20 protein-coding genes are annotated in these 24,241 nt (G+C 61.1%); 13 read left to right on the top strand and 7 right to left on the bottom strand.

Going from position 1 to position 24,241, the window contains the following annotated elements:
* The first annotated feature begins 1 nt into the window (after position 1).
* The gene (locus BLP88_RS11865; protein WP_074589450.1) at positions 2-3,034 is read left to right on the top strand and encodes a type I restriction endonuclease subunit R; all 3,033 of its coding nucleotides are present in this window, start codon (positions 2-4) and stop codon (positions 3,032-3,034) included.
* A gap of 553 nt (positions 3,035-3,587) precedes the next feature.
* Positions 3,588-8,942, top strand: coding sequence for a sacsin N-terminal ATP-binding-like domain-containing protein (locus tag BLP88_RS11860; RefSeq protein ID WP_074589448.1), 5,355 nt, complete (start codon positions 3,588-3,590; stop codon positions 8,940-8,942).
* A gap of 209 nt (positions 8,943-9,151) precedes the next feature.
* Here the strand turns inward: BLP88_RS11860 and BLP88_RS11855 are convergent, their stop codons facing one another.
* The 7 genes from BLP88_RS11855 to BLP88_RS11820 form a co-directional block, all read right to left on the bottom strand.
* Positions 9,152-9,982 (bottom strand): hypothetical protein, encoded by an 831-nt coding sequence (locus tag BLP88_RS11855; protein WP_139163376.1) that lies wholly within the window; start codon positions 9,980-9,982, stop codon positions 9,152-9,154.
* Between the two features lie 800 nt (positions 9,983-10,782).
* On the bottom strand, positions 10,783-11,079 hold the full coding sequence (locus BLP88_RS11850) for a hypothetical protein (protein ID WP_074589444.1): 297 nt from the start codon (positions 11,077-11,079) through the stop codon (positions 10,783-10,785).
* A complete protein-coding gene (locus BLP88_RS11845) occupies positions 11,079-11,372 on the bottom strand; it encodes a hypothetical protein (protein WP_074589443.1) in 294 nt (97 codons plus the stop codon). The genes BLP88_RS11850 and BLP88_RS11845 overlap by 1 nt, the downstream gene beginning before the upstream one ends.
* An 825-nt stretch (positions 11,373-12,197) precedes the next feature.
* Positions 12,198-12,908: a hypothetical protein gene (locus tag BLP88_RS11840; protein ID WP_139163375.1), complete on the bottom strand. Its 711-nt coding sequence runs from the start codon at positions 12,906-12,908 to the stop codon at positions 12,198-12,200.
* A gap of 1,387 nt (positions 12,909-14,295) precedes the next feature.
* Positions 14,296-14,658, bottom strand: a complete 363-nt coding sequence (locus BLP88_RS11830; protein WP_074589437.1) for a helix-turn-helix domain-containing protein — start codon at positions 14,656-14,658, stop codon at positions 14,296-14,298.
* Entirely contained in the window at positions 14,655-15,227 is a 573-nt protein-coding gene (locus BLP88_RS11825; protein WP_139163374.1) for a hypothetical protein, read from the bottom strand. Before BLP88_RS11825 ends, BLP88_RS11830 begins: the two co-directional genes overlap by 4 nt.
* A gap of 12 nt (positions 15,228-15,239) precedes the next feature.
* Complete coding sequence (locus BLP88_RS11820) at positions 15,240-15,464, bottom strand: helix-turn-helix domain-containing protein (RefSeq protein ID WP_074589433.1); 225 nt, start codon at positions 15,462-15,464, stop codon at positions 15,240-15,242.
* 162 nt (positions 15,465-15,626) lie between these two features.
* Between BLP88_RS11820 and BLP88_RS18755 the strand changes: the two genes are divergently transcribed.
* The 11 genes from BLP88_RS18755 (at position 15,627) to BLP88_RS11770 (ending at position 24,241) form a co-directional block, all read left to right on the top strand.
* Entirely contained in the window at positions 15,627-16,433 is an 807-nt protein-coding gene (locus BLP88_RS18755) for a hypothetical protein (protein WP_139163373.1), read from the top strand.
* Positions 16,434-16,436: 3 nt separating this feature from the next.
* Positions 16,437-17,930 carry a tyrosine-type recombinase/integrase gene (locus BLP88_RS11815; RefSeq protein ID WP_139163372.1) on the top strand — a complete coding sequence of 498 codons (1,494 nt, stop codon included), beginning with the start codon at positions 16,437-16,439 and terminating at the stop codon, positions 17,928-17,930.
* 269 nt (positions 17,931-18,199) lie between these two features.
* Positions 18,200-18,673, top strand: coding sequence for a hypothetical protein (locus BLP88_RS11810; RefSeq protein WP_245679849.1), 474 nt, complete (start codon positions 18,200-18,202; stop codon positions 18,671-18,673).
* A gap of 75 nt (positions 18,674-18,748) precedes the next feature.
* Positions 18,749-19,189, top strand: coding sequence for an Asp23/Gls24 family envelope stress response protein (locus tag BLP88_RS11805; protein WP_074589429.1), 441 nt, complete (start codon positions 18,749-18,751; stop codon positions 19,187-19,189).
* A complete protein-coding gene (locus BLP88_RS11800) occupies positions 19,186-19,377 on the top strand; it encodes a hypothetical protein (protein ID WP_074589427.1) in 192 nt (63 codons plus the stop codon). Before BLP88_RS11805 ends, BLP88_RS11800 begins: the two co-directional genes overlap by 4 nt.
* Positions 19,374-19,760: a hypothetical protein gene (locus BLP88_RS11795; protein WP_074589425.1), complete on the top strand. Its 387-nt coding sequence runs from the start codon at positions 19,374-19,376 to the stop codon at positions 19,758-19,760. The genes BLP88_RS11800 and BLP88_RS11795 overlap by 4 nt, the downstream gene beginning before the upstream one ends.
* 26 nt (positions 19,761-19,786) lie before the next feature.
* Positions 19,787-20,413, top strand: coding sequence for a DUF6286 domain-containing protein (locus BLP88_RS11790; protein WP_373366908.1), 627 nt, complete (start codon positions 19,787-19,789; stop codon positions 20,411-20,413).
* Entirely contained in the window at positions 20,410-21,021 is a 612-nt protein-coding gene (locus BLP88_RS11785) for an Asp23/Gls24 family envelope stress response protein (protein WP_074589423.1), read from the top strand. Before BLP88_RS11790 ends, BLP88_RS11785 begins: the two co-directional genes overlap by 4 nt.
* Before the next feature lie 248 nt (positions 21,022-21,269).
* Complete coding sequence (locus BLP88_RS11780; RefSeq protein WP_074589421.1) at positions 21,270-21,584, top strand: hypothetical protein; 315 nt, start codon at positions 21,270-21,272, stop codon at positions 21,582-21,584.
* A gap of 280 nt (positions 21,585-21,864) precedes the next feature.
* Positions 21,865-23,142: an ABC transporter substrate-binding protein gene (locus BLP88_RS11775; protein ID WP_074589419.1), complete on the top strand. Its 1,278-nt coding sequence runs from the start codon at positions 21,865-21,867 to the stop codon at positions 23,140-23,142.
* A 79-nt stretch (positions 23,143-23,221) separates the two neighbouring features.
* Entirely contained in the window at positions 23,222-24,241 is a 1,020-nt protein-coding gene (locus BLP88_RS11770) for a carbohydrate ABC transporter permease (RefSeq protein ID WP_074589418.1), read from the top strand.

Raw genomic sequence — 24,241 nt, 5'->3', positions numbered from 1 at the left:
CATGGCGGGGTTCAATGAATCGAATACGGTCCAGCAACCGATTCTGGACTTGTTGGTCAGCGCAGGCTGGAAGCATATTCCGGGACATCGGTTGGACCGGCACACCGAAGACGTCTTGCTTGAGTCCGACCTGCGTGCCGCTCTAGCCCGTCTGAATCCCGCCATCGCAGAAGCGCCCGAACGCACCTCGGAATTGCTCACGACTCTGCGGAGCATAATGCTCTCCGCACGTGAGGACGGCCTTGTTCCGTCCAACCAGCACTTCCTGGAGTGGTTGCGCGGGCAGAAAACACACCGCTTCCAGGGCCGTGAGGCCTACGACCCGGTCCAGCTGATCGACTTCGCCAACCCTGCCAACAATGTCTTGGTTGTCTCCGACGAAGTCACCTTCGGCACCACGGGGCATTCCTGTAGGTTCGACCTTGTGCTGTGGGTGAACGGCCTTCCGCTCGTCATCATCGAAACGAAAACCCGGCTGGATGCCCGTGTGACCTGGCTGAAAGCCGCCAACGACGTCCACACAATCTACGAGCCGGGCTGGCCGGAGTTCTTCGTCCCTAACGCGTTCTCCGTTGCGACAGACGGCAAGGACTTCCATTACGGTGGCGTCGGGCAGGAGATCGAATCCTGGGGTGTCTGGGGTTCCACGGAGGAAGACATTCTTCCGGCCGGTTGGCCTCGGGTGAAGCGCAGTGTTGAGCTGCTCCTGAACCCCGCCACCGTGCTTTCGGTGATTGCCGATTTCACTGCGTTCGAGTTGAAGGGCAAGCATTCCGGGCTTCCACGGCTGCACAAGATCGTGCCGCGCTATCCGCAGGTGGAGGCCGTCCGCGCCATCCACGCCCGTGCGCTGCACGGTACGAAGAGGCAAGGCCTCATCCATCACACTCAAGGATCGGGCAAGACTCTGGCGATGCTGTTCGCCGCCGTGAAGCTGGTCAACGAGCCCAAGCTGAAAAACCCGTCCATCATCCTTATTGCGGACCGGATCCAACTGGTTACCCAGATGTACCGCCAGTTCCTTCGTGCAGGCATGCCCTCGCTGGAAGCACCCGATACGGCACCTGAATTGCGCCGCGTTCTCTCTGATGATCGTCGTGGATTGGTCTTCTCAACAGTGCATAAGTTCAAGAACGCCGGCGTGTTGAACGCCCGGGAGAACATCATCGTTCTGATCGACGAGGCGCACCGCACTCAGGAAGGTCAGCTGGGCAAGTTCCTGCGCGCCGCCTTTCCGAACGCTCGGTTCTTCGGGTTCACCGGAACGCCGATTGCTGATGAGGACCGCAACACGTACGAGCTCTTCGGGGACCAGGATGATCCAAATCACGTGATGAACAGCTACGACTCGGACCGGTCCATCGCCGATGGCACCACCGTTCCCATGCACGTTTCACCGAGGCTAGTGGACTTCCATATCCGCAAAGCTGAGCTCGACAAGGCCTTCGACGAGCTGGCTGCCGAGGAAGGCCTGACAGAGCAAGAACAGGAGTACGTCGCAGCCAAAGCGACCGGCAGCCGCACCTTCTTCGCCAACCCGGATCGCGTCCGAAAAGTCTGCGCGGACATCATCGAACACTTCTACTCAACGATCGACCCCCTGGGGATGAAGGCCCAGATTGTCGTATTCGACCGGGGACTATGCGTCGCCTACTACGAGGAATTGACCCGGCAGCTTCTGGCCCGCGGCAAGGCCGGTGCCAGCACTGACGAGGCTGCCGTGATCATGTCTGTGCAGTCGAAGGATCACACTGACTGGCAGGAGTTCCGTCTCACCGACGATAAGGAAGAGGCGCTGCTCAACCGTTTCCGTCAGCTAGGGGACCCGTTGAAGTTCCTTGTCGTTACCGCCAAGCTCGGCACAGGCTTTGACGCGCCCATTGAGGGTGTCATGTACCTCGACAAACCGATGAAGCTGCACACGCTCTACCAGACCATCACCCGGACAAACCGTAATTGGAAGAATCCTGCTACCGGCCAGGAGAAGCGCTACGGACTGATCGTTGACTACGTTGGCCTTGGAGACGGCTTCGCCCGAGCCATGGCACCGGCCAACCCTGAACACGCGCGCAAGGAAATCGAAACTGACTCGCTCCTCGAGCAGTTCGAGATCGAGATCGCGAACGTTCTGGACCGGTTTGCCGGCATCGATCGTTCAGCCAGCGGCTTTGAGGCACTCCAGGCCGCCCACGACCGGATCCCCGACAACAGGGCGATGGAGCGTTTCGGGGCTCAATATTTGATGCTGCAAGGCATTTGGGAAGCTGCTTATCCGGACCTCCGGCTGGAAGCCCACCGTGATGACTACAAATGGCTTTCCAAGGTATATGCCTCGGTAGCACCGGCCGACGATACGCGTGACCTCCTGTGGCACCGGCTGGGCGCGAAAACCCTGGAACTCGTTCATGGCCATATCGGAGAGGTGACCATCAGCGACACCGGCGTCGACGTCGTGATCGCCGACGAGGGCACGATCAGGCGCCTCATTGAAGCCGGGGTGATTGACCCCGATGCAGGAAGTGGGGAAACACAAATCAGCACCGCCGCGGAGGTCGTAGACAACATCGCCACACGGCTCCGCAAGCGCCTCGCAGGAGACAACGGCTCCCACCCGGCTTACAAGACCCTGTCGGAACGCCTGGAACGGCTTCGCGAACGGCAACTCGCCAAAGCCCACGACTCCGTAGACTTCCTCCGTGATCTCCTCGATCTGGCCCGAGATTTGGCGGCGGCCGAGAAGGCAGAAGACGAATCAGGAACCGTTGGCCTCGACCTGCTGCCCGACCCAAATGTGGGTGCTCTCACCCAGATCTTTGAGGAGTATAAACCCGAGGGGGTGCCCGTCATTGTTGGCAAAGTCGTAACCGACATCGACGCCATCGTCAAAGAGGTTCGCTGGGATGGCTGGAACAACACCAAGGAAGGCGACAAGGCCGTCCGCATCGCCATCCGCAAAGTACTGGTCCGCTACGCCCTCCCTGCCTCAGGGGAACTTTTCGACCGGGCGTACGCCTACGTTGCGGAGAACTACTAGGCCCATCGGCATCACCCGCTTGGTTGAACCGACTCTTAAGACGCGGATAGTTCTGAAGAAAGGCGCGGTCTACTCCTGTTAGCGCCCGATCCATGGCGTGCACAAGGAAACTGGCCGTCTGCAGGACACCGGTCGGAGACTCTCGCTATGGACAAACCCAACATGGCCCGTGGCCAGCTGCATTTTCTCCGGGACCAGTGCAAGGCTGGCCTTCCCTCGGGCAAATAGGCGGTCCACTCACCTGTCGCCGCGGACCGCATTGTTCGATCGCTGGGCCTTGGCCGTAACACCGGGGTTGACGATCCGTTGTCCCGAGACGGCTGCCATGACCTGCGGATCATTCTGCACCACGGCACAAGGTCTCTTTGCTCATTACTTGCGCGGCGCCACTCCCTTCCCATGCCTGAGAAAGACTTGCCGTTGAGGCCGCCAGATCGCATCCGCAGTGGTGTCGCTCTTGCAAGGACGCCGACTTTCGAAGGATGCTACGGCTACCCCTACTAAGATCTAGGGGGCATCGCACTCAAATACACTTTTGTCTGGGAGGCCGCTAATGAGCGGGGAGGATATCGAGGCGCCGGCGGACATGCCGACATCGCGTGAAGCGGCCGATGCTTGGCTGCGTAGGCGTGCTCAAGGGATGGTGCATGCCCATCTAACGACGCGGGAAGAGGCAGACTTCGCCCGATCCGTGAAAAGCATGATTGATCACACCGTCCACGAATACGGAGGTCGCTTCCTTTTCGAGCTGATTCAGAACGGCTACGACGAGCAGGATCCCGATCGCACCGACGGGCGCCTCTCTTTCATTCTGGATGAAGACGAGCTCGACCATGGTGTTCTCTATGCCGCCAATACTGGCAAAGGGTTCACAACGAGCAATGTCCGGGCGATCGCCAATCTTGGTCTGAGCGACAAGGAGATAGGACAGGGAATCGGCAACAAGGGAGTCGGCTTCAAGAGTGTGCTGCAGGTTTGTGGGGCGCCGGAAATTTATAGCACCTTGCCGGACGGCGCGCCAGGGTTCTGCTTCCGCTTCGCGCAGCCAGGCGATATCCCCGGGCTGGTCGATGACGATCCGACCAGCATCCAGCAGGTACTCGAGGAGATGTCGCTTTACAACATCACGGTGCCGTCGGAACACACGCCAGACTTTGTGAGCGAACTCTGGCGTCTAGGTTTCGCCTCAGTAATTCGTTTGCCACTTCGTCAGAACACTCGGGAAATGGTGGCTGCTCTCCTCGATCAAGAGATTTCGGGCTCTAACGTTCCGGTGCTCTTGTTCCTGCGCCGTCTTGCGCAGATCACCGTCCAGAAGAAGCGCCAGGGAAGCATCACCACGGTGGTGCTCACACGGGAAACAGAAAGCGTCCCCGACCTGCAGGACGGTCCGTCGTGCGAACTAGTTTCTCTCCGCGGCGATGAGCGCTACTTGGTCTTCACTAGTCCCGTGCCGCCCGATGCGTTCGCTGCCGCGGTTCACGTATCAGTGGAGAGCAATCAGCTCGATTCCCGATGGGAGAAGTCGAATTCAGGGGTCGAAGTATCAATCGGAGTCCCCTACGGCGCGCCGGCCGCCGCCACAGGCCGGTTCTTCACTTACCTGCCTTTAGGTGAGAAAGCGCCGTCGCCCTTTGGAGGGCACCTTAACGCGCCATTTTCAACAAATCTCGCACGCACAGATATAGACGACGCCAACCCGCTCAATCATCTTCTCCTGTCGGCCGCAGCCGAACTCTGCGTGGATGCTGCGGCGGCCCTGACGGCATGGCCCGAGTGCCAGCCGGAGTCAGTACTCGATATCGTCTGCTGGGACTCCAAACGGGTCGCTTTCCTAAAGGACCAGGCCGAAGCCAAAGGGGAGCCCCTTATTGAGCGCCATTTTGTTCCGGCACGGAGCCCTCGCCATTGGATCTCCTTCAATGAAGCTTGGCGCTGGCCGTCGCCCGAAACGAGCGTGTTGACGGCCTCCCGTGCGACGAAGGTGTGCAAGGTCGATTTCCTCCCTGACCTCGAGCCGGGACGTGCTCGTCGCCTCAAGGACCTGCTAGAGGCCCTTGGCCACAGCCCTGACCCCAGTGGTGTGCAACTGGCCACTTGGACCGAAGCAATGCTCGAGGACATGCGGGCGAAGAAGCGCCCGATCGCAGAATGGGACCAGGCGTATGCCGACATCGCCCTGTTGTTCGATGGGCAAGCGGGTACGCTTCGCTCCCGCCGAATACTCCTGACTGACGGGGGAGAACTGCGCCCTTGCGCTAGTAGCGGTCGCGCCCCCGACAATGTGACATCGCGGGAGGCGACCCCGTTCTTCCCGGCCGCCCGACAGCCCGTCGACGAAGAAGAGAACTTCGACCCGGAAGTTGATCTTGATTTGCCCAAATCGCTTCAGAATCGGCTGTTTTACCTACACAGCGGCTTGACGTGGTACGTCAACCGTCAGCGGACCCCGGCCCGCAACTTCTTCCAGGTCAACCGCCTGATCCGCGGTTTCGACACCCGCAGCATTCTCGAACATGTCCGCGGTCTTCTTGCCGGAAGCCGCTCCAAAGCGGTATCCCGCGATGCCATTCGGCTCGTCTTTAATCTCAGCCGCAGCGCACCTAGCAACATGAACCTTGCCGATCTCGGTCTACGAGTGCCGACGCTTGGAGGCCGCTGGATCCCGGCTTCCGAGGCGCTGTTCTCCGCCGGATGGCCAGGAACACGTGGCGAGGAACTGGCACTTATCGCGAATACTCCGGCCGATCGTTCAATAGAGTTGAGCGCGCTCACAAACCGACTCATCGCGACGCCGTCCGAGCTGCCCGGATCCGCGGACAACACTTCAGCCTGGGTTGACTTCCTGAAACGAATCGGTGTCGGAGACGTACTGCCGCTAATCGAACACAGGGAAGCCCGTACGCTATACGGTCGTTCGCTTGTAGCCAGCTCACTCAGCCATGTCCCCGGGATGCCGGCCGGCGTCGCTGAGCAATGGAGCGGACAGCTTCCCACGAGGTCGAACGCCTTCTATCCAGAAACGCCCTACAAGCAGATGACTTCTCTGTTCTGGCTGCCGGGCCAAGCCGACTGGGACCATTTGACCGGCAAAGTACGGCAAGCCTTGTGCCGTCAGATCCTCCATGGAATGAAGGAGTGGGAAGACGAGGTCTTCTTGACCACTTGGGAAAGGGACCGAACAGGCTACCGCGACCCGCGACCATTCGTCACACCGTTACAGGCGTTTTTGGCGACGGCGCCGTGGCTGATGGTCCAGCGTCCAGGGGAAACGCACGAGGCATTTGCCACCCCTGCTGAGAGTTGGACCTTTCCTATCCGGGGCGAGGAGACGCCTCCGCGCTTCGCGACCTTGGTGACCAAGCGATTGCGAGATCTTCTTGACGACGACTCGCGGGCGATTCGGCGACTCAGACAGCTGGGAGTCGGGGTTTGGGGTGTCCGTGAAGACGCTCCGCGTCTTGTACGCCACCTAGGCCAACTGGTGGCATCCGAGGAGGTGCCAGACCTCTATGTTGCGCAATTTCGCAACATGTACCAGCGTGCCTGGGCCGATTGCATTACGGTTTCCGATCCACGGCCATTCCCAGATGACAAGGCCTCTTGGTTAGTCGTCGAGGTCGGCGGGACCACGACGGCGCTCACAATCCCTCCATTGGGGGAGGACGCGGAGCCGCACGATCTGGTTGTGGCTTCAACTGACGACGAGCGTAGCCTCCTGAGGCTACTTGCTGACTTCAAGCGCCCGGTGCTCATTGTCACGAGCGGAGCCGAGCAGGTAACGGCATTCCTGAAAAAGCGAATCGGCGAACAGGTCAGGCGGGCGACTGACATTGCTCCAATCGTGCTGGTCGATGGTTTCCTTTTCGATGGAAAGGCTGCTAACGACGACGCCGCGCTCCTCGTCGAGGTAATGCCGAAGTTGCCTCTTCTTGTCGCGACTTTGCTTGAATTCCGGCGCGGTTCCTTCAGTCACCTTGGGCAGCGTGCCTTCGAAGATGGCCTTGATGCGTTGCGTCGGGTGCGGCTCGTGTTCGCTACCAAGATTGAGGTCAGTATCGGCGACCACACCCGTTCTCTGCCTGCCCGATCGCAAGGAGTTCTTTCCGTCCCGGATGCCACATTCCCGACTCTCGTAGTGGCAAAGAGCGGGCGGCACTTGGAGTGGACGACCCTTGACGCCCTAGCGGAGGCCTTGATGCATCTAATCGGTCGACCGGAGATTGCGACGGAGTTACGTCTAGCTATTACCCGGATGCAGTCCGGAGCAGTTCCTCTTGATGACATCAGCCACGATGATGTTGCGAACGCCTGCGAGATCTCGCTAGATGACGTGCACACGACGGCTCGACGCATTGAAGCGTCTGTGACCCCGTTACTGGAACGTCTGTACCCGTTTGTAACACTTTTCGCCGGGCACGAGGCCGCTTCTTCATTTGACCCCGAATCGTCCGTGCTAACTGGGGAATCCGACATTGGTCACGGGCTCGGCCTGGTCGCGAAGCAGTTGCCTATCGGTTCCGCTGAGCTTTTGAAAATCGCACTCGATAGTTCGTCCGTCAACGAACTGCGGCTGAGGCTTAACGTCCCGCTGGAGCGCCTCAATACGACGCTCCGGACACTCGGCAGACGTTACCCCCCGATCGACTATACGAAACAGTTGGCGGAGGACTTCGCCGACCACGTCCGCAGTCACCACGATCGGATTCTGGACAGGATTCGGTGGTCGCGTAGGGACTGGTTCCAAGCCTTCCGCCCGCAAACGGATTGGACCGTCCTTCGCGACCCCGCCACCATCACCCCAGACCCGACATGGGGATGGACGCGAGACTTTCTGTCCCCAGAAGAGATGGATGAGCGCGTAGAGATAGAGCTGCAACGCTTGCTCGGCGACGCGCCACCTTTGACTGGTAGTCCGCTCACTCCCAGGGGAGCGTGCGCCGAGGCCAACTCCCGCATGATCAGCACCTTGATCAGTGGACTCACTGAAACCGTGCGAGCATGGCTCACTGTCCGGGGTCGGCCCGTCCGGTGGCCATGGATCGATCCAGAAACCGCCCTCCAGGCTGCTTTCGAATCCCTCGATCGAGCGGGTGCCTTGGATTTCATCAAATTAGACAGAGAAGAACTCCTTCGATGGTTGAACGCTTTGGATTTCTGGCCAGCCGATATGCCCCTATCTGTGGACCTCGCGTCGCTTGGCCTTAGCGCTTCAAACCTCAAGGCACAGCGCACGGAGGAGGCCAAACGACGGGCTGATGACGCTCGCATCCGGCGCACTGTCTTGATTGACAATCAAGCGTTCGACCTTGAGAACGGGCATAACGCCCTCCTTGAGGCCATCGAACGTTCTTTGGAGGCCACCCCGGGGGTCATCAGTGCCCGGAACCGCTACACGCAGCTTAAAGAAGTCTCACAACAAGCCAGCAGTAGGGGTGGTCCCGGCGACCAGACATCCAGCGCCGGCGGCAGCCCAGCTCGGCTAAGCGATCAGCAACGAGACGCGATTGGTTTTGCCGGTGAATGGCTGGCCTATAAATGGCTGAACCGCCTCCATAAGGAAGCTTTTAGCCCTGAGTGCTGGGTGTCGAAGTATCGCGAAAGGGTTTTCCCAGGTCAGGGTGACGACGGTCTGGGGTGCGACTTCCAAGTGTCAACCCGTCAGGGCCCGTTGCTCTACGAGGTAAAGACCAGCCAAGGCGAGGGTGGTCAGTTCGAACTGGGCGAGACCCAAGTGCTTGCTGCCCAAGCGAACGCACGCAACGGGCTATGGCGGTTGCTTGTCATCACTGATGTTCTGAACCACAACAGGAAGATACGCATGCTCCGCAACCCATTCGACCCCAAGGCGCGTGGCCAGTACGTCTTCGTCGGCCAAGGGCTCCGCCTGCGCTACGCACTGGAATAGCAACTCCCGTACCAGTAGCCAATGCCGTCGAATTCACAGCGGAAAGGAGCAAGTTCGGATACTGACTTGATGAACCAGGAACAAAGCAAGGTCTTGCAGCCCGGAAGGCACAAACCACCCAATACCGCTTCTAGCGGAGCGGAACACGGTGGCTTCGAGCTGTGCGTACCGCTCGGCACATTCTGCTTGTGCCGCCTCATGATCGACCTTCAGGCGCAGCGATGTTGAATGATATGTTCTTCGAGGTCCCGGATATAGGCGGAGAGGTCCGTAACGGATACCAGCACCTCAGGCATGTCAGAATGGCCCGGGCTCCACATCGTGGCGGCATCTGAATCCGTTGGCGCGCCGAGTGCCGCCTTGGCGAGCTCAAGGGCGTCCGAATCCCGTCGCAAAAGGTGCAGGGCGAATACTTGGTTCGCCAAACGAATCTGATCGTTGCCGATGCTAAACATTGCGGCCTTCGATAAGGACGCAAGAGCCGCGGATGGATCAAACGCCAACTGGCAGAAGCCGAGGTTGTTCCATACCGCGGCGTCGGCTGGCCTCAACTGGCTGAGTCCAGCGAAAAGATCTGCGGCCTTCCGAGCGTCGCCTTGGCGTAGATGCTTGATAGCCTCCGATACGAATTCGTGCGCATCGAATCCCGCCGTCTGCGTAAATGAGCGGGACTCATTCAGCGCGTCGAGGCATGCCGAAGTCAGCCGGTCATGATCTATCGTGCGCAGGGACAGTACGTTGCGTGGAATCCCGTGGTCCTTTTCGCGGGCGACCCACTCCCACTCAGACAGCAGGCTGGAAAGGCTCCAAACGTCGAGGTTAGTCTCTGTAAGCCGTGTCCACAGCCACAGCCCAGCTTCGTCCACGTAATCTTGTGCAGGGAGGCTCGAGAACACACGCTCGTCCGGCACTTTATCTAGCCGGATGATGCGGCCTTCCCCCAGCAGTCGCCCGAACCACTGGCTGAGGCGCGGAACAAAAGTCGGGCCGAAGATGAATGCCAGCAGCGGGTCCTTCAATAGGCCTTCGATGACACTCACGCTGTCACCCAAGTCGCGAAGCCAACTCGGCAGGTTCACCCTAGTGCCTCTGATTCGCTCCGCGCGCCTCCGCGATACATCAATGTTCTCGCGCTTGCCCAAGATCTCGTGATCGGAGACTACCTTGATCGCAAAGTCTTCCCATTGGTCCTGGACAGAAGCTGAATGCGGCGGCGCGGCGAGCAATCCTAAGGCCCGGAGCCTCCCCGAAGCGGATCTAGTCGCCGCAGCCAAGGCGAGAGTCCAATTCAGGCCTCCGGCAGCCGCCTGGGCTATGGGGAATTTCCTATCGGAGAGTTCCTGCCAGATCGCCGAGGCAGATTCCTCGTCTGGACCCGGTGGATCTCCGAGCACGGTGTTGGTACAGGCTGTACGCAACCTCAGCAGTAGAGTGCTTGCCGATTGTTTGCGCGCTGGGTGATGTCTGTCCGAGAGGAAATGCCTCCTGGCGTCGAATTCTTCGGCTCGGGCAACCACTTCCCGCGGAACCGACCGCCCGGTCATCCTCAGGCCACCGATGTTTTCGGTAACCACCGGCCGTTGAGCGAAGCCCATTTCTTCGGCGATCTGGCGACATTGCTCACCACACGTTGGACCGTCCTCGGTAACCCTATAGTAGGGGCAGCCGGGGGTGAGGCTCGGTCGGGTGCACGAGTCGCTATAGGCCACCAAGGCGTTCAACAGCAGTCGTTCGCGTGATTCTGAGTCGACCATCGCCCCCGCTCCTACATAGTGTGGCTAGCTTAGACTAAGCCAAATTGCTCAAGGCAGAGCCAACTGCTCACGTGGGATTTCAGCCCCTAGGGGTGCGGCGTGATGGAGAGAACCGTGATTGCGCCCTCGGCAGGACCGTAATGCCAGAAGATCCGCCAGGCCGAGGGTGTGTTGTTTTCTACGTAGGAGTCCCACACGTCTTCGCCGTTCACCCCCGACAAGGACGTGTACTTGTGCGAGCTCAGGCCAGGATGCTTTGGATCTTGCTGCAGTCGTCCCAACGCTCGTCGGACTTTCTTCAGCTTCTTCTCTTGATGACCGTCGCCCTCAAGGGCCTCCAAAGCGCTGATTGCCTCAGGAGTGAGGATGAGGCTGAACGGCATCAGTCTTCGTCCTCGTCTCCGTCGAGGAACTGTGTGAAATCACCGAGTGACTTGGCCTGCCCGGCGGCGGATTCGAGCAGCCCCCGGCTGAGCGCTTCCCGAATCTGAACGTCCTCCCAGACCAACAGTTCGCGCTTGGGGATCGAAACCAGAGGTGTCAGCAGGATTGCACCTTCGTCATTGACGGCGATCGCGTAACGGTCATCTCGGCGCACGCCAGCTTTGCCCACTGAGATCCGTGAGCGCTCGTCTGCGCTGACTTCTCCAACAGGCGTGAACTTTGTGCTGTCCATTGAGTGCTCCTAGGTGGTAGCTATCGTAAGTGTACAACGCCGACGGGGTACCGCCCATATTCCCACTTGGGGTAATTAATCTAGCTCGTCTCGCGACGCCTGTCGAGTCCTGGAGCCGGGAATGTGTCGCGCCGCCGATGAGTGGGCCATTCCAAGGTCGACGAAGTTGAATGCGGTCGTATGCCAGCGGAACCGATCCGGCGGTCGGATCCGTTCTACGACGGCGTCGGGCGGAACTCGGGCAACCACCGCCGCGCCTATGGCGCCGTCAGAATTCACTCAACAAGGGCGCCCCCGCGACCGCTCCAGAGCTGGCCGTGGCTGAGAATCGGTCGGCCGGCAGGGCGCACAGCCGGACGGGGCTGTCTTTTGCCGACAGCGCCGCGCCAACTGTCGGCTCTCGCTGCGGTGCACAAATAGCGTTGTCATAGATCAGTCACGAAGGGCATCCCATGGCCCTATGCCCGGGACACACCTAGATGAAATTCTGCCCCGCCGTCGGGGTGGCAGGGCGGAGCAAGATCTGGCTGCGAAGCCGGTAGTTGATCACCGGCAGGTCCGAGAGACGAGTGATCGTCTCAACCCACCAGGTCGCTTTGTCCGCGGGCACTCGCTCATCGTCAGCCTTGATTCGGTCGGTCAACCTCTGCTCTCTGGCGGTGTTGTGTCGTCGTTAAACAGGCGATGAAGTCACCGACGACCCTGCCAATGAGAGCGGACCACCAGACCACCTGGGCGCTTCCACTTGCATTAGGAACTGGATGAACTGATCCACGGTTCTCCTCTAGTTTGCCTACGCTATGTCTGGACACAGAGGCATCTTCTTCAGGCCCTCTTTGTTTTGGCCTTCTTTAGTTCCTTGATCTTCGCCCTGTTGGCCTTCCGATCCTGAAAATCAGAAACAAAGGAAGAGGGATCCTTGATCCAGCGCTTAATCCTGGTCCGGAGCCGAGGCTTGGTTGGGAGCGGTTCCACCTTCATCGCGCTGCGCAGTTTAGCGCGTACTTTGCTACGGCTCGACTTGAACTTGTATTCCAGCTCAGGCGTGACTTTGTCCGCCATGCTCATGTTGAGGACCGCGACAAATAGCGCAAGACAGCTTTGGTAGAGCGCCTTTGGGGCAATGGATGCCATCTGGTCGAGCGCCTTCCGAGCTTTGTCTTGGGCCTTTTTCTTCTGCCTCATGGCGAGATCTACTTCCTTGATCGATTCGCCCGTCTTAGGATCCGTGACCATCTTGACGGTAGCAGCGCCAAAACCCTCGAATTTTTTCAGCTCGTTAGTCTTCTCCTTGAAACTATCCATGTACTTGAGGTACTTGACGCAGTGTGTCCGGACTTCCTCATCCCAGCGCCGCCGGTCCTCGTTCTTGGCCTTACGGTTATCGCTTGCCCGTGTAGAGGTGTACGAGACGAATGCACCCAGCAGGGTCGCACTTGCTGTTATCACTGGGATTCCCCACCACGGTGCTTTCTCGGCTGCCAGTATCTGACCTAGCCCATTTAGTACCCCGCTAAGCCAGTTCCAAAACTCCATGATGCTCTCTTAGGTCCCGTCATAAATGCTCTATTGAAAGATAAATGGCTCGTTCGTTCCGCATCGACTTGTTCCATGAATAAAACAACGTTGAGCGCGATGAGCTGGCTGTTGATGCCTTGGAGGGAGCGCCGACTCTTCCCGCACCTCCCAAGGAATCTTAGTTGGTAAATCACTCACATCCGCCTTTGTCGCGTGAGGGCATCGAGAAGGACGCTGTCCCGTCCTTCGATGATGAAACGACTCTCACACTGGCCGCGCCACTTGAACACGCATCCGCAGCCTTTGAGCCTGTCACGGCAGTTCTGGGCAATAGGATCCACGTCTCTGCGCGGTGAACGTGTTCGATGCGGCTCCCACTGACGACGCCTTTACGATCCTCGCCACAAGCGAGATCGACGCCGATCAGATGTCCACCTACTACAAGGACCCTGCCGGCTCCAGCGGCTATTGCTACAGGTATAGGTTCACTTCAAAAGAGACACGGCAGCTTCGTGTCGGCAGGCAGCGAAGCTCGCAATGGCTTGCACGCGACCGCCGATTTGCCGACACCGCCGAGCGAGCCCGATCCGCCGGTGCTGTGCATCAAATACCGCTGTCAGGATTCGCGCTCCAGAGGCTCACTGGCGGCCTTCTCGCGACGGATCCAGGGTGAGAATTCGACCCCTCGCCGGGGGGAGTTGGACCTCCACCCATTTGGCTTGGCGACAGGGAATCCGTCGACAATCGGCTGGCAGTCCTCACAGGGCGCCTTGGACTGGGAGAATCCGATCTGATGGCCCCACGCCGCCTGTGCGGCGCAGGGACCGCAAAGGCCCAGACCCTCGTAATGCCTTTTGATGCGGTCAAACGTCCTCGCCTGCCTTAGGGTTTCAGCCGCCTGGTCCTTGAGCCCGGACCCGATCTTGGTCACGGTTCCCCCTTCGGGTGTTGTCCACCGATGGATTCATCGCTGCCGGCGATGCACGCCGAAAGCGTTGGCTAACTGCGGAGCTTGCTCCGCCCTTCGGGCTGCGCTGCGCTCCGCTTTCCTGGACCTAACGAATCGTTGTTCCGGTTGCGGACCGGAACTGCGGCCCTGCCTCCAAGGCAGGGCCAATGCCGAATCTGGTGCCGTGTTGGGGGCCCTGCCCTCAACGCAGGGCCCCGTCTTCGAGCCGTTCCGGCGTCAAGGCCCGGAGCGGTTATGGATGAGGTAGTTGTAATGAGGTAGTTCCATATGGGGTAGAACTCCCTTGAGGTCGTTCTACCTGGGTAGGTAGAGGTGGGGTAGTTAGGGGGCGAGTTTCTCGGGTCCCAAGGTGGAAAGGAAACCGGGGTAGGAGTCGGGCGACATCTTCGGGCCACCAAGCCCGAGATCTTCGACCGTGGTGCCCATGCTTTCCATTCAGGACTGCAACCCACGAGTCTGCGGTGCTTCCTGCATAAGTTGTTCGAGTGCGCGGATATCGTCCCGGTTTTCAGCCCCGACCGGGATGGTGATGGTGTAAAAGATCGAGCCGTTGTAGCGACGGTCTTTGCGCAAATACCCCTTCGCCTCCGCCAAGGTGGTGTGCTTGGAGACAACGGCGCGGGACAGGCCCGCAGCTTCCGAGAGCTTCTTTACCGAGGGCCATGCAAGGCCCGTTTCGTTATCGGCGAAGGTGGCAAGAGCCCAGCAAGTGGCGCGGACGCCGGACGGGAGATCGGAATTGGCAATTGCTTTGGCGTATTGCAGCGGCCGGGCCGGCCGACCCCAGATTTCGTTCACAGTTCCTCCTTCATCATGTGCAGGGAAAACCCCCAGGATCCACGACCTTGCTCATCCACGTAGCGACTGATGTATCCCGCCCACTCGAGTTCCTTCAATGTCTCGAAAACCGCGAGGTCCATTTTGACGCGGCCCAGCGAAGCGTTGATCCGCTGCCAGTTTGTGATGGCCACACGTCCAATACGAACGGCACGCGCGATTGCAACTGCCACGTCCTTCGCACCGGGAGAGAGGCCGCCGTCGTTGACGATCATGTTGAGCCAGCGGACGAGAAAGGGATTCCACGCGGCGAACGAGAAGTTGTTGCCTTCGCTATCTTTGGCGGAAGACAGGTCGCCAGGCGGTTTCTCAGGCTCAGCTCCATGTGAAGGCTCGTTCAACGGGATCATCGTTTCCTCCGTTTGCTGTTTCAAGGAAAATTCAAACGTGCGGCCACCGTCAGCGCCGGGTAGTTCAGTCGTGACACCGGTGGCTCCGGTGGTTGGAAGCCAGGCCTGGTGCGGGACCGTTGCGGGCACTGCATCAGCGGTGCGCCGGGCGGCTGATTCTGCCCCGCCCATCGCCAGCAATCGGGGGCCTTACTACCGACGGGCTTCGTTGGCGGACATGAAGTCATCCAGGGCTTCGACGGAGTAGCGCACCAGACCTCCTACCTTGATGTACCTCGGGCCCTGCTTTGTGTTGTTCGCAAGCCAGTGGGCAGGGATGTTCAGGTAGTTCGCCGCTTCGGTCCGGGTCAGATAAGTCGAGCGTGATTCCTCCGGCCGCGGAGCCTTGGACCGAGGGTGTGGTTGCTGTTCCGCCATGTCACTCCATCCCTAGGTAATGGACTATTTCCTGGTTGACAACCGGTGATGCGAAGCTACCGTTAAGGGATGAACTTGTCAACGAAGTTTTCTCAAGTAGGATTCAAACTGAACAACTATGAATCCAAGAGATCCGCTAGGGCCTCCTATTACAGTTGGTTCATGAAGTCTGAAGACGCTGCACCTGCCCTCAGGCGGCTCACCGAAAATGCCGTGCGCGATCTAGGGCATGAGTTTCCTCCGCAGGAGCGGTTCGACGTGGACGCTGCCCTGCTCGTCTGCCCTTCAGGTGACGGTTGGGCGATTGGCCTCAGGGTCGACTTCACCCCGGAATCGTGGTCCATCGCTGAGGTCGTGGCGATCCCGTCGGGAACAGTCCGGACGCTTCCAGCTGTAAATACCGAAAGTCTGCAGTCCTATGTCGAGACTGCTGTGGACCGGGCGCGCAGGGGACAGAGAGCTGCTGCGGAGCGACGACTGAAGCTGGAACGAAATGCAGAGTTCATTCAACGGCGATTCGAAACATGGCTTGACAAGAAGTTGCCTAAGACCAATGTCGAATACGCCGCCTTAGCGGCGAAATACGCTGAGCAGGTTCGGCTAGGAAACAGCCGCGCGACTGCAACCCTTGCAGAGCAAGTGCAGATGTCGCCCTCAGTTATGGCACAGCGGATCAAGGAAGCCAGACGGCGAGCCCTGTTGACACGTGGCGAGCAGGGGCGAGCATCCGGAGACCTCACCCCGCTCGGGGTCCTCTACGCCGATCCCGAATTCCCTGGCCTTCGCGCCCTGCAGGCGTCCGGAATGTCACAGCGCGACATTGCCGCTAAATATGGAATGAGTGAAGCGCTGGTGTGGCGGGGTGCAATTGCAAGCTTTGATCTTGATGAAGAAAATCCACCTCTGCCCGAATCTGGCGTTTCAGCGTCTGCGGAGCAAATCATGCGGCGAGACGATCAGAAGCAGTGAGTCATGAGTGTCCGAAAGCTGGATTGGGCCGTCACGTACTCGGCGGTATCCGGTAAGAGGCTTCGAAACGAGTACGACACCGAGGCCAGAGCTCGTGATTTCGCAGGTCGGCAGGCAAAGCGTGCGCATGACCTGCATCTGGAAGCGCCAGTCGTCTCCCGCTTGAAGCCGCGAAGATGGGAGGCCGGCTATCAGGACCCGCAGGGGAAATGGAAGACGCGCCGGTTTGCGACCAAGGAGGAAGCTACTGAGTTCGTCAGGGAACAGTGTAAATCCGTAAGGTCCGGTACCTACATCGACCCCAAATCCGCGGCGGGAATGACTGTTGCTGACCTGTACGGACTGTGGATCGATCGAATCACAACGATGGGTGCATCTGGGAGACGCCCTGCCACACCCAAGACGGTGCAGGGCTACGAATGGTTATATTCTCGGATGATAGAACCCCGCTGGGGGCGCTATCCGCTGAGCAGCGTGACCTATGCGGGCGTCGGCCGGTGGACTCAGACCATGAAGGGCGTCGATGGCACCATCGCGAGCCCTGACACCAGAGCGCGAGCGTCAAAGCAATTTTCCAGGATGCTCGATTACGCGGTCGGGCTAAGAATTTTGGCTCTCAACCCAGCCCAGGACTCCGCCGGAGGGCGTGACTACGTCCCGCAAACGAACACCGGCCGCGAATCTGTCTACCTCACGCGCCCACAACTTGAACGGCTCGCCACCTGCTCCGGCCAGTATGAACTGCTGGTCCGCTTCACGGGACTTACCGGACTGAGATGGGGGGAAGTCACCGCTTTGACGGTCGGAGATCTCGATCTCGGCCCGAGGCCGTGTGTTTCCGTATCCAAGGCATTTTCGGAGGTGAATGGCCGCCTTGTCCTCGGAGATACAAAGGGCCACGCGGCCCGTGAAGTGCCCTTGCCGGCATCGCTCGCCGGAGACCTCCTCGCGCTGGCGGAAGGGAAGCCAGCCCAAACTCTATTATTTCCGTCCTCCCAGGGGTTGCCAATGCGCAACTCAAATTTCACCAGACGGTACTACGAGCCGGCCAGGCGGCTGGCGTCGACGAGTGTCAGCCGAATGCAAACCGCCCTGGGAATTACAGAAACCAGACGTGGGCTGGCGGTATTCGGGGACCTCACCTTGGCGGAACTTGTCAGTTACCAGTATCACCACGGATTGCCAGCCCCGGGGGTTGTCGGACCGGAAACGTGGGGAGCGCTAGCCACCGAGGCCGGCATTTCCGATGAGCAGCGCGATCTGCTGCATCGTTCTGCAGGGATCCGTCTCGCGTACGGAGATATGGACTTCCGGCCGCCTGTGTTCCACGACCTGCGGCATACGGCGGTCAGCCTATACCTGTCCGTAACCAAGAACGTAAAGCATGTCCAACGCATCGCCGGACACAAGGATGGCACGACGACGATCAATACTTATGGGGAGCTCTTCGATGACGACTTCTTCAAGGCCGCGGCGGGACTTGATTCCCTGATATAGATGACGGCGCCTCTGGTAAACCTCTGGTAGGTGAGGTGCTCGACCTTCCCAGCATTGGGAAGAAGGCCGAGTCAGCGTTCGACTGAAAATCGAAAGGTCACCGGATCGACGCCGGTCGGAGCCACCACTGGGAAGCACCAATTCTTCGGAATTGGTGCTTTTCTTCTTTAACGCAATTCGGCTCCCTCGCCCGGCCCTGTTCAGCAGGAAACCGCGGGCGTATTCTTTCCTCGCCGGCACTCCGGACGGCGTTCAAAATGGGGGGAAAGATGAAGATCAGGTCCAGGCTGCTCCTTGCCGCCGTACTGGCCTCGACGATGGCGTTGGGAGCGTGTTCGTTCCCGGTCCCGACCGTCCAGGCAACACAGGGCAGCGCATCGCCGTCGTCGTCATCGCCTGAGGCGGAACCCTCGCCCGATGACACATCAACCAACGGCACCGGCGGCTTGGCCGGCGGCTTCGGCTCGCTGAACGAAGCCTGCATCTCCGTCAGTGCCACCTACTGGAGCATCTCGCTCCTGCCCATGGCGGGGGCCATGGGTGGGAACCCCGAGGACTTGAAGAAACTCGAGGACGAGCTGGCGCAGCTCCAAGGCAAGGTCCCGGACGAGCTGAAGCCGCATTTCGAGAAGCTCAAGGCCTTCATGGATTCCGCGGGCTCGGACTACAGCAAACATGGGACCGGCGAGTTCGAAGAACTGTCCAAGCCGATCCAGGACTGGCTGGACAAGAACTGCAAGTAGCCCGCCAGGCCAGGCCCCACCCTGTCGCAGCCACGCGTTAGGGTGGTAGCCAGAAGATAGGGGAGGGGCGCCGGCATGGACCGTGATGAGATAACAGGGGAACTGGTAACGGGGGAACAGCCTGCAGGCCCGGGCCGCACGGTGATCTCGGATTCGGCCGTCGCCAAGGTTGCCGGGATCGCGGCCAAAGCGGTGCCCGGCGTCTACTCGCTCGGTTCCGGCCCCTCCCGCGCGCTGGGCGCCATCCGGGACGCCGTCGGAAGTTCTGACCACGCCGCGGGGGTGCGCGCCGAAGTCGGCGAAACCCAGGTAGCGGTGGACATCATCCTGGTGGCCGTTTACGGCTACCCCCTCCATGACGTCGCCAACCAGGTCCGGGCCGCCGTCTATAGCGCGGTGGAAAAGCTCGTGGGCCTGCAGGTCATCGAAGTCAATATCGAAATCAACGACGTCTACATCGCCCCGCCGGCGAAACCCGGCGGCAAGGCTGGCACCGAAAGGGAGGCACTGCAATGAACATGACCGTGCTCGGCATCGGAATCGGTGCCTTCGTCGCCTTCATGTCCTTCCAGTTCGGCCTGTGGGGCTTCCTGGTCTCCCTTCTGTTCATGGGCATCGGGGCCCTCCTCGGCCGTGCCGCCGACGGGAAGCTGGACCTGCGCAGCGTTTGGGACGCCGTCACAGGACGGCGCTCCTCGTCATGAGCGCGGCCCCCGCGGCCGTCCACCAGGCTTCCGCGGGCCTGGCAGGCCACAACCGAATCAGCACCCAGGCGCTCACATCCCTGGCCCGGGAAGCCGCAGCCGAGGCGCTCGGCGTGCACGCCCAGGACGTCCGCGCCGAATGGACGGACGACGGCGGACTGCTGGCCCTTTCGATCGTCGCACCGGTGTGCATCCCGCCCCTCGTTGAGGTGCTCCGGGAGCCGGACCGGCTCGACGCGCTCGGCGGCTCCGTGTGGGACCGCGCCGTGGCGGCCAAGACGAGCATCCTGCGCCGGGTCACCGAACTCAGCGGTTCCATGCTGAGCCGGGTGGACATCCGGATCAGCGGGGTCCGCATCACCGAAGGAGGGCGGGTCCAGTGAGCAGCGGATCAGCGGGCAACGGACCGGTGGACAACGGAATCGCGGGCGGCGGAATCGCGGACAGCGGGACGGCCGGCCAGGATCCCGGGATCCGCACCATCCTCCGCCGCGAGACCCGGTCCTCGCGAGCCGTCGCCGCCGGGGCGGCCGCCGTCCTGGTGATCGCCGTCTGCGTCTACGGACTGCTTGAGTCCGCATTGCGCGTCATCGGGCAACCGCCGTGGCTGATCGACCCCCAGACCGCGGCCGAACGGCTGGTGGACCTTCCCGCCGGGATCTCCCCGCTGCTCCTGGGCGCAACGGGCGCCGTGCTTGCCATGTTCGGCCTGGTCTTCCTCCTCAACGCCGTCCTCCCGGGCCGCAGGGCGCGGCACCTCCTTGAGGACCGGCGGGTAGGAGTAGTGGTTGATGACGAGGTCATCGCCTCGTCCCTGGCCAGGCGCGCCCGTGCCGCCGCCAACGTTACGCAGGAACAGGTCATGGTGGTGGTGTCGCAGCGCCTGGTGGTGGTCAATGTCCGGCCAACCTCCGGGGTTCCGGTCCGCGAGGAAGCCGTCCAGTCCGCCGTCGAGGATGAACTGCGCGCCATGGCGCCCTCGCCCATGCCCGATATCCGGGTCAACGTCGCCGTTTCGGGGGTGGTCGGAGCATGAACGGAACTCCCCGTGTCCTCAACCGGGTCCTGGTGGGGATCCTCGGCCTCGTCCTGGCGGCGGCCGGCGTCCTGTTCATGCTGCTCGCCACCGTCCCCGCGGTGGCGCAGTGGTGGCGCCAGTGGTCCTCGGACGCCTACCGGCACGCCTCTTACCTGGCCGAGCAAACCCGGATTCCCGGACGCCAGGAGAGCTGGCTCTGGGTGGCCGCTGCCGCCGTCATGGTGATCCTCATCGTGCTCATGGTGGCGTGGCTGGCGCAGCAGGGCAAGGGCCGCGCCAACATGATCGTGGCGGACTACGAGGACGAAACCACTCCAGGCGAGGTGGAGATCGGCGGCGGCGTGGCGGAACAGGCGTTGAAGGCAGCCCTGGCCGGCCGGGCGGATCTGGCGGCCGTCACGGTTGCCACCTATGAGGTCCAGGGCCGGCCGGGACTCAGGGTCCGCGTGTACCCCAGGCTGGGGGTCTCCCCGCAGCTCCTCGCAGCCGAGATCTCCGGCCTGATTGAGTCCTTGGACTCCGTGGTGGGCCGGCGGGTACCCGTGCTCCTGCACATTTCAGGCGGCACCCGGGCCAGGTTCTCCAGGGCCGAGCGCGTCCGTTAGCGCTCCAGCGGCTGCACCGGGACCGGGGGGTGGCCGGCGCGTGACGCATCGGTGAATGCTGCGTTCAATGTTTCGGAATATGCCCTGAACCGGGCGTTTTCCTTGCAGCGCTTGTCTGGGGCCCCCTAGTTTGATGGCAGGGGGAGCAGCTTTTCCCTTTGCTTGGGCTTTGCCCGGGCCGCCGGGGGACACGCGTCTGAGTGGAGCCGACGAACCAGGAACAAGAGAACCAGGAGAAGGAGAGAACCATGAGTGGGGTAAACGGCAACGAGAACACCGTAGGCCAGGCTGCCGGGGGCGATGCTGTGGAGAACGCCAAGGAATTCGCGGGCGGCGCCGTCGAAAACGCCAAGGAACTTGCCGGCGACGCGGTGGAGAACGTCAAGGAGTTCGCCGGCGGTGCCGTGGAAAACGCGAAGGAGTTCGCGGGCGACGCTGCCGAAAACGTGAAGGAGTTCACCGGGGAAGCAGTGGAGAACGCCAAGGAGTTCGCCGGCGGGGTCGCCGAAAACGTCAAAGGCCTCGGCTCCAGGATCGCCGGCTTTTTCAAGGCCGGAAAGTAACACCAGGCCCTGAAAACGAGGGCAGGTCCCGCGCTCGACGGCGGGTCCTGCCCTCGCTGCGTCAAGGCCGTTTTAGGGGCGTCCCGGCGGGCGGGAGGCCCGCCGCACCCGATAGCAGAAAAACGGGGCCGGGCCCCGATTCCAAACGTGTTTCGTGCTGATTACAGAATCATGTGTAAACGCTTGCATTTTTCCTGCAAACCTCGCTAGTGTGAGCACCACCACATCACATCGCCGCATCGCGGCACTCACCTGGTTCACTCATCGAGGAGTCCCGGAAATGAAAACTCGCAAGTACCTCCTTCCGGCCGCTGTTGCCGGCGTGCTCGCCATCTCTCTGTCCGCTTGTGGCGGGGGTGGCGGAGGTGGAACCCAGACCGGGGGTGGCGACGCGGCTGCCAACCTGGATGGCCGCGGCCCGATCACCTACGTAACGGGCAAGGACAACGCCGCGGTCCAGCAGCCCACGGTCGATCGCTGGAACGCCGCCCACCCCAACGAGAAGGTCACGCTGAAGGAACAGACGGACCAGGCCGATCAGCAGCACGATGATCTGGTCCAGCATTTCCAGTCCAAGGACGCCGGTTACGACCTCGTGACCGTGGACGTCGTATGGACCGCAGAGTTTGCCGCGAAGGGCTGGCTGCAGCCGCTCAAGGACAAGATGGCCGTTGACACGGGTGCGCTCCTGCAGCCCACGGTTAAGGCCGCCACCTACAACAACACGCTGTATGCCGTGCCGGTCCACTCCGACGGCGGCATGTTGTACTACCGCAAGGACCTCGTTCCCACCCCGCCCAAGACCTGGGACGAAATGATGTCCATGTGCTCGATCGCCAAGGCGAACAAGATCGGCTGCTACGCCGGCCAGTACCAGAAGTACGAGGGCCTTACGGTGAACGCAGCCGAGGCCATCAACACCTTCGGCGGCAAGATCGTGGACGACGCCGGTAAGGCCACGGTGAACTCGGCCGAGTCCAAGGAAGGCCTGGGCAAGCTGGTTGCGGCCTACAAGGACGGCAACATCCCGGCCCAAGGCATCACCTTCCAGGAGGAACAGGGCCGCCAGGCATTCGAAGACGGCAAGCTCCTCTTCCTCCGCAACTGGCCGTACGTGTACAACCTCGCCAAGACGGACGGCGCCTCGAAGGTGAAGGAAACCTTCGACGTCGCACCGCTCCCGGGCAAGGACGGCCCCGGCGCTTCTTCGCTCGGTGGCCACAGCGCGGCCGTCAGCGTCTACTCCAAGTACAAGGCCACTGCCCTCGACTTCGCCAAGTTCCTGCTTGAAGACGAACAGCAGAAGTTCTTCGCCCTCCAGGGCTCCCTGGCTCCGGTGAAGGCCAGCATGTACAAGGATGCAGACATCGTGGCCAAGGCTCCCTACATGCCGACCCTGCTGACCTCGATCGAGAACGCGGTTCCGCGCCCGGTGACCCCGTTCTACCCGGGTGTTACCAAGGCGGTCCAGGACAACGCCTACGCAGCACTCAAGGGTGAGAAGTCCGTAGACCAAGCGCTTACGGACATGCAGGCCGCAATCGATTCCGCCAAGTAGCGGTCCTTAATCAGCCGGGGAGCCGCCGCCAGGCGGCGGTTCCCCGGCTTCCCCAAGGAAGGGGAGAACAGGAGTCATCATGTCTACCGAGGCGCCCACACCGACCAGTGCCAAGGACGCGCTGGCCGGCACGCACCATATGCCTGGCAAGGAAAGCGCTGACCGCCGCCAGGTCACGCAGGGCCGCTGGGCCTACACCCTGATATTGCCCACGCTCATCCTGCTCGGGGTAGTCATCGTCTACCCGATCATCAACGCCATCATCATGTCCTTCCAGAAGGACGCCGGCCTTGACCCGGCCACCGGGTTCTTCGCCGAAGGCGGCTTCGCCGGCCTGGACAACTACACCCACTGGCTGCTGCAGCAGTGTGGTTCCGGCCCCGCCCTTGGCCCGTGCCCGCCGGGTACCCTCGGTGCCCAGTTCTGGGACGCCATGGGCACCACGTTCTTCTTCACGATCGTCACCGTCGCCCTGGAAACCGTGCTCGGCTTCTGGATGGCCGTGATCATGGCCCGCGCCTTCCGCGGCCGCGCCCTGGTCCGGGCCTCCGTGCTGGTGCCGTGGGCCATCCCCACCGCCGTGACCGCGAAGCTGTTCTTCTTCATGTTTGCCTTCGAAGGCATCGTGAACAAGCTCTTCGGAACCCAGATCCTCTGGACCGGTTCGGAATGGCCGGCAAAGTGGGCCATCATCATCTCGGACGTCTGGAAGACCACCCCCTTCATGGCCCTGTTGATCCTGGCCGGCCTGCAGCTGATCCCGGACGAGGTCTACGAAGCGGCAAAGGTGGACGGCGCCTCGGCCTGGCAGCGCTTCACGCAGATCACGCTTCCCCTGGTCAAGCCCGCCCTCATGGTCGCGATCCTGTTCCGCACCCTGGATGTTCTGCGCATGTACGACCTGCCCGCGATCATGACCGGTGGTGCGAACAACACCACCACGCTCTCGATCCTGGTGGTCGAACAGATCAGGCAAGGCCTAAACAGTGCCTCGGCGCTGTCCACCATCACCTTCCTGGTGATCTTCCTCGTCGCGTTCATCTTCGTCCGCTTCCTCGGCGCGAATGCCGTGGATGCCGCAACAACCGGAAAGAAGTGA

The sequence above is a fragment of the Arthrobacter cupressi genome, assembly GCF_900099975.1.
Lineage (GTDB): Bacteria > Actinomycetota > Actinomycetes > Actinomycetales > Micrococcaceae > Arthrobacter > Arthrobacter cupressi.
Note: the sequence above shows the minus strand (reverse complement) of the source record. Positions and strands in the feature narration are given on the sequence as shown.

Excerpts from the sequence above, each read along its gene's own strand:
- BLP88_RS11860 (WP_074589448.1), top strand. The coding sequence starts at position 3,588 with ATGAGCGGGGAGGATATCGAGGCGCCGGCGGACATGCCGACATCGCGT.
- BLP88_RS11780 (WP_074589421.1), top strand. The coding sequence starts at position 21,270 with ATGAGTGGGGTAAACGGCAACGAGAACACCGTAGGCCAGGCTGCCGGG.
- BLP88_RS11845 (WP_074589443.1), bottom strand. The coding sequence starts at position 11,372 with ATGGACAGCACAAAGTTCACGCCTGTTGGAGAAGTCAGCGCAGACGAG.
- BLP88_RS11850 (WP_074589444.1), bottom strand. The coding sequence starts at position 11,079 with ATGCCGTTCAGCCTCATCCTCACTCCTGAGGCAATCAGCGCTTTGGAG.
- BLP88_RS11815 (WP_139163372.1), top strand. The coding sequence starts at position 16,437 with ATGAGTGTCCGAAAGCTGGATTGGGCCGTCACGTACTCGGCGGTATCC.
- BLP88_RS11865 (WP_074589450.1), top strand. The coding sequence starts at position 2 with ATGGCGGGGTTCAATGAATCGAATACGGTCCAGCAACCGATTCTGGAC.
- BLP88_RS11795 (WP_074589425.1), top strand. The coding sequence starts at position 19,374 with ATGAGCGCGGCCCCCGCGGCCGTCCACCAGGCTTCCGCGGGCCTGGCA.
- BLP88_RS11775 (WP_074589419.1), top strand. The coding sequence starts at position 21,865 with ATGAAAACTCGCAAGTACCTCCTTCCGGCCGCTGTTGCCGGCGTGCTC.
- BLP88_RS11800 (WP_074589427.1), top strand. The coding sequence starts at position 19,186 with ATGAACATGACCGTGCTCGGCATCGGAATCGGTGCCTTCGTCGCCTTC.
- BLP88_RS11770 (WP_074589418.1), top strand. The coding sequence starts at position 23,222 with ATGTCTACCGAGGCGCCCACACCGACCAGTGCCAAGGACGCGCTGGCC.
- BLP88_RS11805 (WP_074589429.1), top strand. The coding sequence starts at position 18,749 with ATGGACCGTGATGAGATAACAGGGGAACTGGTAACGGGGGAACAGCCT.
- BLP88_RS11820 (WP_074589433.1), bottom strand. The coding sequence starts at position 15,464 with ATGGCGGAACAGCAACCACACCCTCGGTCCAAGGCTCCGCGGCCGGAG.
- BLP88_RS11840 (WP_139163375.1), bottom strand. The coding sequence starts at position 12,908 with ATGGAGTTTTGGAACTGGCTTAGCGGGGTACTAAATGGGCTAGGTCAG.
- BLP88_RS11785 (WP_074589423.1), top strand. The coding sequence starts at position 20,410 with ATGAACGGAACTCCCCGTGTCCTCAACCGGGTCCTGGTGGGGATCCTC.
- BLP88_RS18755 (WP_139163373.1), top strand. The coding sequence starts at position 15,627 with ATGAAGTCTGAAGACGCTGCACCTGCCCTCAGGCGGCTCACCGAAAAT.
- BLP88_RS11810 (WP_245679849.1), top strand. The coding sequence starts at position 18,200 with ATGAAGATCAGGTCCAGGCTGCTCCTTGCCGCCGTACTGGCCTCGACG.